Annotated in this window: 10 protein-coding genes; 3 read left to right on the top strand and 7 right to left on the bottom strand. The window is 70.4% G+C overall.

The genetic code is table 11. The annotated features are described in order from the left end of the window. Positions 1-76 precede the first annotated feature (76 nt). The gene (locus ACFOWZ_RS25345; RefSeq protein ID WP_382376372.1) at positions 77-1,081 is read left to right on the top strand and encodes a GDSL-type esterase/lipase family protein; all 1,005 of its coding nucleotides are present in this window, start codon (positions 77-79) and stop codon (positions 1,079-1,081) included. Here the strand turns inward: ACFOWZ_RS25345 and ACFOWZ_RS25340 are convergent. From ACFOWZ_RS25340 to ACFOWZ_RS25325, 4 genes are all read right to left on the bottom strand, one after another. After that, the gene (locus tag ACFOWZ_RS25340) at positions 1,065-1,865 is read right to left on the bottom strand and encodes a carboxylesterase family protein (RefSeq protein ID WP_382376371.1); all 801 of its coding nucleotides are present in this window, start codon (positions 1,863-1,865) and stop codon (positions 1,065-1,067) included. The two genes, ACFOWZ_RS25345 and ACFOWZ_RS25340, sit on opposite strands and share 17 nt — an antisense overlap. A 62-nt stretch (positions 1,866-1,927) precedes the next feature. Beyond that, on the bottom strand, positions 1,928-4,321 hold the full coding sequence (locus tag ACFOWZ_RS25335) for a hypothetical protein (protein ID WP_382376370.1): 2,394 nt from the start codon (positions 4,319-4,321) through the stop codon (positions 1,928-1,930). 119 nt (positions 4,322-4,440) lie between these two features. Continuing rightward, positions 4,441-5,109 (bottom strand): hypothetical protein, encoded by a 669-nt coding sequence (locus ACFOWZ_RS25330; protein WP_382376369.1) that lies wholly within the window; start codon positions 5,107-5,109, stop codon positions 4,441-4,443. After that, entirely contained in the window at positions 5,109-5,480 is a 372-nt protein-coding gene (locus ACFOWZ_RS25325; RefSeq protein WP_382376368.1) for a YchJ family protein, read from the bottom strand. Before ACFOWZ_RS25325 ends, ACFOWZ_RS25330 begins: the two co-directional genes overlap by 1 nt. 90 nt (positions 5,481-5,570) lie before the next feature. Between ACFOWZ_RS25325 and ACFOWZ_RS25320 the strand changes: the two genes are divergently transcribed. Continuing rightward, positions 5,571-6,122: a DivIVA domain-containing protein gene (locus tag ACFOWZ_RS25320; protein WP_382376367.1), complete on the top strand. Its 552-nt coding sequence runs from the start codon at positions 5,571-5,573 to the stop codon at positions 6,120-6,122. A gap of 60 nt (positions 6,123-6,182) precedes the next feature. Here the strand turns inward: ACFOWZ_RS25320 and ACFOWZ_RS25315 are convergent, their stop codons facing one another. Beyond that, a complete protein-coding gene (locus ACFOWZ_RS25315) occupies positions 6,183-6,698 on the bottom strand; it encodes a GNAT family N-acetyltransferase (protein ID WP_382376366.1) in 516 nt (171 codons plus the stop codon). Between the two features lie 124 nt (positions 6,699-6,822). Here ACFOWZ_RS25315 and ACFOWZ_RS25310 point away from each other — a divergent pair, with 124 nt between their 5' ends. Then, positions 6,823-7,590: an MHYT domain-containing protein gene (locus ACFOWZ_RS25310; protein WP_382376365.1), complete on the top strand. Its 768-nt coding sequence runs from the start codon at positions 6,823-6,825 to the stop codon at positions 7,588-7,590. Positions 7,591-7,653: 63 nt separating this feature from the next. Here ACFOWZ_RS25310 and ACFOWZ_RS25305 read toward each other — a convergent pair whose 3' ends face one another. Together ACFOWZ_RS25305 and ACFOWZ_RS25300 are read right to left on the bottom strand one after the other, a co-directional pair. Continuing rightward, the gene (locus ACFOWZ_RS25305; protein ID WP_382376364.1) at positions 7,654-7,794 is read right to left on the bottom strand and encodes a hypothetical protein; all 141 of its coding nucleotides are present in this window, start codon (positions 7,792-7,794) and stop codon (positions 7,654-7,656) included. A gap of 34 nt (positions 7,795-7,828) precedes the next feature. Then, positions 7,829-10,549 carry an nSTAND1 domain-containing NTPase gene (locus ACFOWZ_RS25300; protein WP_382376363.1) on the bottom strand — a complete coding sequence of 907 codons (2,721 nt, stop codon included), beginning with the start codon at positions 10,547-10,549 and terminating at the stop codon, positions 7,829-7,831. Positions 10,550-10,801 lie beyond the last annotated feature (252 nt).

Raw genomic sequence — 10,801 nt, 5'->3', positions numbered from 1 at the left:
CGCTTCGAGCGCACGCGGGCGCCCCGCGTGCGCTTCGGCGAACAGGGGTGATGGGGCACCGGTAAACTGGCCCGCGATGCGGAAAGTGCTCTCCCTCGTGACGATCGGACTGCTCACGATCCTGCTGGTCGTGAGCGACCACCCGTTTCCACCGCCCTCGGATCCCGACCGCGAGTCGAGAACCGCGGTCGTCGCGCTCGGCGACAGCACGATGTCCGGTGAGGGTGCCGGGGCCTACGAGCCGGGCACCGACGGCGAGGACGGCGGCAACTGGTGCCACCGGTCTCGTGACGCCGAGATCATGAAGACCGTCGTCGAGGCCGACCAGAAGATCAACCTGGCGTGCTCCGGCGCGAACTCCGACAAGCTGCGCAACGAACAGCTGCCGCAGCTGCGCAAGATCGCCGGTTCGAACCGGGTCGTCGCGGTCGTGGTCGCCATCGGCGCCAACGACGACCCGAGGTTCTCCGAGATCCTCAACAAGTGCTTCGAGGCGTGGGGCAAGCGCAGCGACTGCACGTCGGCCGTGGCGCCGGAGTGGACGAAACGCGTGCGGCGGATGGTTCCGAAGGTCGAGAACACGCTGAACGCGATCCGCCAGACCATGCGCGACTCCGGTTACCTCGACTCGTCGTACCAGCTCGTCGTGCAGTCGTACGCGGCGCCGGTCTCGCCGAAGATGCCGCGCTCGTTGCAGAACCTGTCCGGCTGCCCGTTGCGCACGACCGACCTGGAATGGGTCGTCGAGGAGGCGGTGCCGGAGCTGTCGAACGGGCTGCGCGCCGCGGCGGACAAGGTCAACGCCCGGTTCCTCGACCTCTCCCGCGCCGGTGAGGGCCACGAGGCGTGCGTCGGTGGCGACAAGCCGGAGACGGAGTGGTTCACGCGGCTGTCCGTCGACTGGGCCGGTCTGAAGGACCAGAAGCGGGGCTCGCACGCGTTGCAGGAGTCGTTCCACCCCAACGCCCGCGGTCACGCGCAGATCGGCCGCTGCCTCACCGAGTTCCTGGCGACCGACAAGCGCGACGGCGCGTGCGTGCCGAAGCTCGACGGCACGCTCGGCCTCACGACGGAGAGCTGACCCAGCGCTTCAGCTCTTCCCGCGGCCAGCCGGGGTCGCCGTCGCGGGCGAACCTCGCCCACGCCTGCGCGATGTCGCCGCGGAACATGTCCGGCACGTCCGCGCCGTGGTGGGCAGGTGTTCTGGCGTAGATCGACCGGAACGCGCGTCCGTGCTCGTCGGCGAGCCGCGTGGTGGGCCGTTGAAAGAGATCGGGGTCCTCGTCGGCCGTGTGGCACACCAGGAGATCCACGTCGTACGGGCCTTCCAACGGCGAGCGCGGCAACGAGTCGCCGTCCACGATCGGTTGGTACAGCACGACTTCCGGGTCCGCGGCCCGTTGCACCTCGACCGCTTCGGCCGGCGTGAAGAACCTGCCCGCGAGGCTGTGTGCGATGGCGCGGTGGAACAGCCCTCGCGCGGCGGGCATGACCATCAGGCTCGCGACGGTCTGCGCTCCCGACGACTGTCCCGCGACGGTGACGTTGCCGGGATCTCCACCGTAGCGCTTGATGTTGCGGTGGATCCAGCGCAGCGCCGACACGACGTCGAGCAGCCCGCGGTTGTGCGGAACCCCTTCCAGGGCACCGTATCCGTCGACCGCGAGCCGGTAGTTGCAGCTGACGAAGACGATTCCGTGTGACGCGAGGACGTCGCCGGCGTACTCGGGCTGGGACGACGAGCCGACGGTGTTCGCGCCGCCGTGGACCCACAGGACCACCGGCGCCGGACCGTCCACCGCGGACCAGACGTTGAGGGTGTGCGCGTCACCGAACTCGCCGGCCGGCTCGCCGTCGCTGTCCACCGGAGGGTGGAGGCGCAGCGGGCCGACCGGCGGTCGGGCGTACCGGATGCCGAGGTGAACGTTCAGGCCTGCACCGACACCTGGTGCGAGACCGGCAGCACGCGGAGGTTCGCCGCCGCCCGTTCGAGTTGGGAGAGCACGCTCGGCCGCAGCCCCGCGATCTCCTGGTCCGCCGCGGCACCGGCCATCTCCTGCAGCAGCACCTGCTGCGGGTGATCGCCCTCGGCCTCGGCCACCGCCAGCACGCGGAACGGCGTGCCCGGCGCGAAGATCACGCGTTCCTCGGTGGCCACGGCGACGCGGTCCGCCACCTCGACCCGGCGGCCGGTGACCGACCACAGCAGGTACTCGGTGACGCCCTCGATGCGCTGGGACGGGTTCGCGACGGCGTCCAGCAGGCCGTGCTCGACCAGCACGTCACCGGAGCGGTAGCGGCGCGGGCCGGTCGGACCGGTCACGCCCCACACCGTCGCCACGCCGTTGTGCACCGGCAGGCGGTTCAGGCCGGAGACGATGCACGCGACGTACGGGCGCAACCGCCCGAGGCGCCCCATGCGGAGCGTGTCGACGACCATTTCTTCGTCCTGCGACACGCACGCGAGCAACGCCGTCAGGTCCGTGACCATGGCCTCGAACGCGGCCGGGTCCTCCTCCGCGTCGGGACGCTGGGCCAGCAACCGGCAGACCGTGGCCGCGTGCGAGCTGTAACGCTCACCGAGCGCGCGTCGGACCGTGTCGCGTTCCGCGTCCGAGCTGCTGTGGTCCGGCAGAACCGTCTCACGTTCGCCGTTGTCCTCCGGCGGGATCTCCCACATGGCCAGCGGCTGCAACGGCAGCGGGCCGTCCACCCGGAAGCGCACGGGGCTCGAGTCCGGGTCGGACGACGGGAACGCGGCCTCGTCGGGGTCGTCCAGCGCGTGCGACGTCACCGTCGCGATCGCCGGACCGGAGTCCATGCTCACGAACGCGGGTCTTTCGAACTCCGGCTCGGGCTCCGCCGGGATGACCGGGGTGAACAGGCCGCCGCCGCTGTCCGAGTCGCGCGCCGCCAACGCGTGCGCGGCCGCGCTCAACGCCGAGGCGACCTGAGCGGGGGTGCCGGTCGGGGTGGTCGGGGGCGGTGGCGGAGGTGCCGACACCGTGGCGTCGCAGAACACGAGACGCAGCAGCTTGCGCACCTCGGGCTCAAGACGTTCCACGAGAGCAGCACCGTGCACTGCGACCGCACCGGGCGTGGTGCGTCCAGGCGTGCCCACGGTCAGGCGTGCCCACTCCGGGTCAACGGGCTGAGAGCGCACTTCTGCCGCGTTGTACGGCTCGTCCTGCTCACGCACCCACAGACCGGAGGGGACGACCTCCAGCACGACGCCGTCGCCGAGAGAGAACACACCGGGCGACACCTCGGCGAGTCCTGGCACGGGAGCGCGATAGCCGGACACGACCGGAACACCCTCGTTCGGCGTGCACAGCACCTCGGTTACGAACGGCCGCCACGTCTGCTGCCCGCGCGGGTCGACCGCGATCACCGCGGGCCCACCGGTGCGCAGGTTGCCGACCGGCAGGCCGGTGAACATCGCGATGGGTTCGCCGAGCTGGTCGGCGACGAGCCTGCCGAGGCCGGAGTCGATGCCGTACGGCACCAGCCGCACGCGCGACCGGGCCGCCTGGGGCAGCGCGGTCAGCAGGCGGCACACCTCGTCGGTGGGGATCGCCGACTGGCCGGGCCCGCCGACGACGACCGTCAGCACGTTCTCCCGGCACGGCAGTGCCACGATCGGGCGCGAGTCCTGGGCCGCCGGGTCGAACGGCGGCTGCTGAGCGCGCAGCCAGAGCCCGGCGGGAATCGGTTCGGAGATGCCGATCTCGCCCGTCGGCCACGGGGAGTTCGGGTCCATCGCCTCCCACTGCGGCACCGGGAAGCGGCGGCCGAACGGCATCGGCGACGCGTTCGGCTGGAACCTCACCCAGCTGCCGTAGCCCTGGGTGCCCACGACGAACGCGGCTCCGGGAACCGTGGTCAGCATCCCGTCCGGGGCCACGACCTCGGCCTGGAGCTGCTCGGCCAGCCACTGCGCCGGCGCGGTGGGCCGCATCGTGCCCGCGTGCGACACCGCGAGCCGGATGGGCCCGCGGCCGCTGAGCGCGCTCACGACGTGGGGCCAGAAAGTGCTTTGGTCACCGCTCGGGAAGTCCACGACGACCACGGTCCTGCCGCGGTCGACCGGCAGCGTGCGGGCGAGGCCCGTCGCGGCCTGGCCGGGGCCTTCAGGTGCGGAAACAACGAGCGTCGCCCCGACGAAGCTCGCCGCGAACGGCGTTCGCTGGGGCAGTGGCTCCGGCTGCGGCACCACCGCTGCCGGGGGCTGCTCGACGGGGTACAGATCCGTGTTCGTGAGCGGCTCCGAACTCTGGGTCTGTGTTTGCTGGTCGCCATGGGCGGCGGCACGTCGGCCCATCAAGCGCCTGATCACCTCCGTGCCATCCCGTTCACTCGCCCTTTCGGCTTAATCGGGCAACGGGGGTGCACGCTACCAAGCCGCGCAGCACTCATGTCACCCAGTCGGGTTATTTGATCTCATCCGATCGAGACCCACACGGCGCGCGCTCGTCCACACACTCCGTGAGGGCCGATGATTGCTGATGCCGAGTACGCCAAGCGAGCATCGCGGCCAAGTTCCCACGCAAGGAGCAAGTGGTCCACGCCCAGTTCCACCGGACGCTCGACCTGGGCGACGAAGGTGCCGAGCACGAACGCGGGCCCGCCGTCCGGGGCCACGGGCTGCGCGGACGGGCAGTCCAGCGCCGCCCACACGATCTCCGGGAGCACGTTCGTCCCGTCGTTCGGCAGCACGTCACCCGGCCGCCAGACGCCCGCCCACTCGCTGCGGCCGTCCAGCGGCCCCAGGAGCGCGGCGATGCCGTCCTCACGACCGGGCCCGCACCCGAAACACGTCGGGAACGGGTGCTTGTCGCGCCACGGCACCTTCGCGGCGGCCGCGCGGGCCTCGTCGAGCGTCGGAGCGGCGGGAACGTCGAGGTCGAGCGTCGCAGGCTCGGCGGAGGCGATCACCACGTCCCCGTCGAGCAGCTGCCCGTCGCGGACCTCCATCTCCCGGTCCAGCGGCACGGGCTTGCGCAAACGGACACTGACCGCCTGCGAGTCGACGTGCGCGGCGAGCAGGCCCGCCGAATATCCGCCGTTGCCCATTCCGGGCGGGCCGTTGAACCGGCTGAGCACCTTCATCACAGCGCCTCCGCGTAAACCCACTGGCCGTTCTCCCGGATGAACCTGCTGCGCTCGTGCACGACACCCCCGACGTAGTGCGCGCGGAACTCCACGACGCCCTCGTTCTGCAGCAGCCCGCCGTTCTCAGTTGCCAGAACTTCGAGCTTCAACCACCGGTCACCAGCGTCGATTCCGGCGCTCGCCGGCCGGTGCTTCGAGGCCCACGTCCTGAGCAGGTAGTCCTCATCGGACACGGCGAAAGCGCTGTAGCGCGACCGCATCAGCTGCTCGGCGGTCGCCGCCGTGCGGGCTCCGGAGTGCAGCGCACCACAACAGTCCACATAGGACTGGCCGGTGCCGCAGGGACACAGTTTGTTGTTCACGCACACATTGTGCCTGGTGAACCCGTTAGAACCGATGCCGCACCCCGTACGTACACCTTGTCAAGACTGACTCGCGGGAGGCAGAGGAGACGGCAAGTGAGTGTCGACAGCAGGACTGAGCTCGTTCCGCTCCGCACGTGGTTCGGGCTGCGGTGGCGCGGCTACGACCGTGACGAGGTGGACGACTACGTCGCCGAACTGGAAGCCGAGCTTCGCCTGGTCACCGCCGACCGGGACGCCTCGGAGGCGAGGGCGGAAGCCCTGGCCAGCAGGTTGATCTCGGTCCAGGAGGAGAACGCCGGCCTGCAGGACGGCCTGCACCGCATCTGCCTGACCCCGATCGACCCGAAGGGCCTGCCGGAACGGCTCGCCCGGATGGTCGCCCTGGCCGACGAAGAACGCCGGGAAGTCATCAGAGACGCCCAGCTCAAAGCACTGATGATCGTCGGAGAGGCGGAACAGCGCGCCCGCAAGCTCGACGAGGAGGCGGCCCAGAAGCGCGAGCAGATCCGCGAGGACTTCCGCCTCGCGATGTCGGCCCGCCGGGCCGAGGCGATGCGCGCGCTCGCGGAACTGCGCAACGTCGCTCTGGACGAGGCCGAACGCATCATCGCCGAGGCCAAGGTGCTGAGCGCCCGAACCGAGTAGAAATCTTTCGCACGTTCTCGCGAACGGCCGGGCGGAGACACCCGAAGAATCTCCGCCCGGCTATTCGTCGTGGAAGTCCGGCACCGTGGTCTCACCGGTCTGCCAGTCGCGGCGCAGAATCGCGTATCCCACGGAGTCGTGTTTGTGTCCCGACGCGTCCGGCCACGCCTTGCGGTAATGCGCTTCCTTGACGTATCCGCACCGCCGGAACACCCGCCGCATCGCCACGTTGTCCTGTCGCGTCGTACCCTCGATCCGTTCGACGTGAGCGAACTCGCCGAACAACCGGTCGGTCAGCCACGTGACGGCGTCGCGCCCGAGCCCCTTGCCGCGGTGCCGTTCGCCGATCCGCAGGTCGAACATCGGTGTCTCGTCCTCGAGGTCGAAGAGCCGGACGATCCCGGCCCGTTCACCGTCGGCTTCAATCCAGTACGTCTCGTCGTCGTAGTAACCGTCGGCGACCCGTTTCAGCACATCGGCACGTTCGACGATTTCGATCGTGTGGAACGGCCAGCGTTCACCGGCGAGGAAGTCGGCCAGCGCCTCACCGTCGGCTGCATCGAATTTGATGAACACCTGGGCCTCTCATTCACGTTGCGCGACACACCTGACGCATACGACATTCGTATCACCGCTGTTCCGGCGACAAGTGTCCACAAAGGTCTTGCGTCACATAGATTTGCAATGTTTCCATCCCCGCATGGACATGGGGACGTTCACGCCGATCACGGCTTACATCATCGCGTGCATCGGCTCAGCCCTGGGCCTCCTTTCCAGCGAACGCGCACGGAACGCGGCCGGCGCGGCACGCAACGGATGGCTCGCGGTGGCCGCGATGTCCATCGGCGGACTCGGCATCTGGGGCATGCACTTCACCGCGATGCTCGGCACGTGGATGGGCACGACGGTCGCCTACGACATCCCCATCACCCTGCTGAGCATGGTCGTCGCCGTGCTGGTGGTCGGCACGGGACTGTTCCTCACCCTCCGCCGGGGCGACGAACGCCTCCGCACACTCGCGGCGGGCGGACTCGTCACGGGCCTGGGCGTCGCCGCGATGCACTACACCGGCATGTCGGCCATCGTGATCAACGGCGAGATCACCTACGACCTCGTCGTCGTGGCGCTCTCCATCGCGATCGCCGTGGTCGCCGCCACCGCTGCCCTGTGGTTCACGAGGAACGTCAGCGGCCCGCTCGCCGTCCTCGGCGCCTCCCTGGTGATGGGACTCGCCGTCACCGGCATGCACTACACCGGCATGCACGCCATGAACATCCAGATCGACGAGCTCGCCCCTGTCGCCGTCAGCAACTCCGAGGAACTGATCACGTCGTTGATCATCAGCGGCGCCGGGTTCAGCGTCATCATCGCCTTCCTGCTCGCGCTCACGTCCTCCGACGAGGAAGGCCGCGAGGAGGCCGAGCTGCTCGACCGCGTCCTGCGGCGGACCGAGTCGCGAGGACAGTGAGACCTGGTCCAGCGTGGACAGTCCGGCAACGCGTCCACACGGTACGGCGCCGGGGACGGCGACTCAGGTTCGCAGCTCGACCGCGTCGGCGAGCAGGCCGGGTGAGCCCGGCGTGACGGCCACGTCGCCGACGACCTGGCCGTCACGCATCCGCACCAGCCGGTCGCAGCGCTGCGCGACGTGCTGCTCGTGGGTGGCGATCACGACGGCGCCGCGCTCTTGTGGTCGAGCAGGCGCGTCACGTGCAGGGCGGCTCGTAGCGCAGACCTGGGAAGTAGCGGTCCCACTCCGCCCGCGTGATCACCGGATGCGCCGTCTCGCACACCCACCTGCCCGCCTCGTCCACGTCGGCGAGCGGCCGGCTGGGCACCTTCCACAGCAGCGCGGTGCCGTCGTCGCTGCCGGTCGCGAGCGTGTTCCCGTCCGGGCCGAACGCGACCGACACGACGGCGTTGCCGTGGCCGGTGAACGTGGCGATCCGCCTGGGCCACCGGGCGTCCGCGAGGTCCCACAGGCGCGTGGTCTGGTCGACGCCCGCCGTGGCGAGCATCCGGCCGTCGCCGCGGAAGGTGACGGAGCGGACGATCCCGTCGTGGCCGCTGATCGTGCTGAGCTGGCGCGGGGTCCGCGGGTCCGAGGTGTCCCAGAGCACCACGAGACCGTCCTGGCCCGCGGTGGCGAGCAGCTTGCCGTCCGGGCTGAAGGCGAGCCACACCACCGGCGCCGTGTGAGCCGTCAGGAACACCGGGTGCTCCGGGTCGGACAGGCGCCACACGGCGGCGCGGCGGTCCCAGCCCGCCGTGGCCACCACGTCGTTGTCCGCGCCGAACGCCACGGAGACGAGGCCGTCCGCGTGGCCGCGCAGCGTGGTGACCTCCTCGCCGGTGCGGGCGTTCCAGACCTTCGCGGTCCGGTCGGTGCTCGCGGTCGCGACCAGGGTGCCGTCGCGGCTGAACGTCACCGCGTTGACCTCGCGGGTGTGGCCGCTCAGCACGGCGCGGCCGGCGCGGTCGTCGGAGTTCCACAGGCGCGCCGTGTAGTCCCAGCCCGCCGTGGCCACCGTGCGGCCGTCCGGGCTGAACGCCGCCGCGTTCACGGTGCCGCGGTGACCGGTCAGCGTCGCGATCTCCTTCTGCTGAGCCACGTCCCACAGCTTCGCGGTGCCGTCGTGGCTCGACGTGACGACCATGCTCCCGACTCCGTTGAACGCCACGGTGTTCACGTGACCGGCGTGGCCGCGCAGCCGGGCGAACGGCAGCGGGAACGTCTCGAGCAGGCTCGTGCGCGCCTCGTCGGTGGGCGCGAGGCGGTAGGCCGCGAGGCTGAGCTGCGCGGCGAGCATCGGGTTCGAGCGGCGCAACGCGTCCGCTTTGCCCGCGACGATTTGGGAGAGCGCCACGTCCCGTTGGCGTGCAGCCGTGCGTTCGGCGTGCACGGCGTAACCCGCCGCACCGACGACGAGCAGGAGAAGGACAGCCAGGGTCACGACCAGCTGGCGCGAACGACGGGCCCGGCGCAGCTCCGCCGTCGCGCTGGCGTGCAGGAACTGGTGCTCCCGCGTGCTGAGGACGTCCGCGTGGCCGGCCGCCCAGTCGCGGGTGAGCGCGAGCCGCACGCCCCGGTACAGCGCGCCGGGGTCCTTCCCCAGCGACTCCCAGGCCTGCGCCGCCTCGGTGAGCCTGCGGTGCAGCCGCAGTCCCTCGTGGTCCTCCGCGAGCCAGTCGCGCAGCCTCGGCCAGCGCCGCAGCAACGCCTCGTGTGCCAGCTCGACGCCGTCGCGGCCCGCGGTCAGCAGCCGTGCGGCGGTGAAGCGTTCGAGCACGACACCGACGTCCGGGTCGTCGTCCAGCTCGTCGTGCGGCACGACCCGTTTGACGTCACCGATGTCCTCGCCGACCGCGGTGAGCCGGCAGAAGAGGTTCCTCGCGAGCACCTGCTGGCGCGGCGTCAGTCCACTGTGGATCTGTTCGGCCGTCTGGGCGAGCGCGCCCGCGAGACCGCCCGCGGACTGGAAACCGCTCAGCGTCAACGTGTTCCCGCGTCTTCGCCGCCACGTCTCCAGCAGCGCGTGCGACAACAGCGGCAGCACACCGGGCTGACCGGTCGCCTCCGCGGCGATCGTCGCCTGCAACGAGTTCTCCAGCACGCACCCCACCCGGACGGCGGGCTGCACGATCGCGCGCTGCAGCTCGGCCGCGGTCATCGGCCCCACCGTGACCTGGCCGTCGCGCAGCGCGTCGACGAGCTCGGGAAAACCTGTGCAGTGCGCGAAGAAGTCCGCCCGCACCCCGATGACGACGCGGCACGGCGCACCGGTCAGCATCGCCACGAACTCCGCCCGCTGCTCCTCGTCCTGGCACAGCGTGAAGATCTCCTCGAACTGGTCCACCACGAGCACCGCGTCCGGCCCGCCGATCTCGTCCAGCCACCGGGCGCACTCCCGCACCGGTGACGACCCCGGCGTGCCCAGCACCGCGGATTCCAGGCGGGGCAGCACACCCGCGCGCAACAGCGACGACTTGCCCGAGCCCGACGCACCGAAGACGGCGACGAACCTGGTGCGCGACAACGTGTCCAGCAGCTCCTCGACGAGCCGCTCACGTCCGAAGAACCGGTCGGCGTCCTCGCGCTGGAACGATCCGAGCCCCAGGTACGGCGCGAGAGAATCGTCCTCGGGCGGCGGAGTCTGCGCCGTCAACTCGGCGGTGATCTCGTGCCAGCGCTGCTCCCACGACTCGACATCGCCCTCACACGCGCGCACGTACGCCACCGTCACGTCGAGGCTCGGCAGCTTCCGCCCGCTCGCCGCATCGGACAGGGCAGCCGCGGAGAAGTGCGCGCGCTGGGCCAGTTCGCGATAAGGCGGACCTCCCGCCTTCTCCCTCAGCCTCCGCAGATCCGCCGCGAACCGCAGCAGCGGCGTGTCCCCCGGATCCAGCGGACGTTCTCCCCGTGGCACCAACGACCTCCCCAGTGTCGGATCCCTCTCGCATTGTTCACTCCTTGTCGTTCAGCATCCGGAGACCGAACGAAGACAACCCGATCGCACTAGACAGACGGTGTCCGAAGGACGTCGGTCTCGAAGTCGTGTGACCACAACGAACTGAGGGGAACTGATCATGCGAAGACTCTGGACGGCGCTGGCGGCGATCGCGATCACGGCGGCACTGGCGGCTCCCACCGCTCAGGCCGACCGGCGGCGCTGGACTTC

The organism is Lentzea rhizosphaerae, assembly GCF_042649515.1.
Classification (GTDB): domain Bacteria; phylum Actinomycetota; class Actinomycetes; order Mycobacteriales; family Pseudonocardiaceae; genus Lentzea; species Lentzea aerocolonigenes.
The sequence above is the reverse complement of the archived record's forward strand: the minus strand, read 5'-3'. Positions and strand labels throughout refer to the sequence as shown.

Excerpts from the sequence above, each read along its gene's own strand:
- ACFOWZ_RS25335 (WP_382376370.1), bottom strand. The coding sequence starts at position 4,321 with ATGGGCCGACGTGCCGCCGCCCATGGCGACCAGCAAACACAGACCCAG.
- ACFOWZ_RS25345 (WP_382376372.1), top strand. The coding sequence starts at position 77 with ATGCGGAAAGTGCTCTCCCTCGTGACGATCGGACTGCTCACGATCCTG.
- ACFOWZ_RS25310 (WP_382376365.1), top strand. The coding sequence starts at position 6,823 with ATGGACATGGGGACGTTCACGCCGATCACGGCTTACATCATCGCGTGC.
- ACFOWZ_RS25330 (WP_382376369.1), bottom strand. The coding sequence starts at position 5,109 with ATGAAGGTGCTCAGCCGGTTCAACGGCCCGCCCGGAATGGGCAACGGC.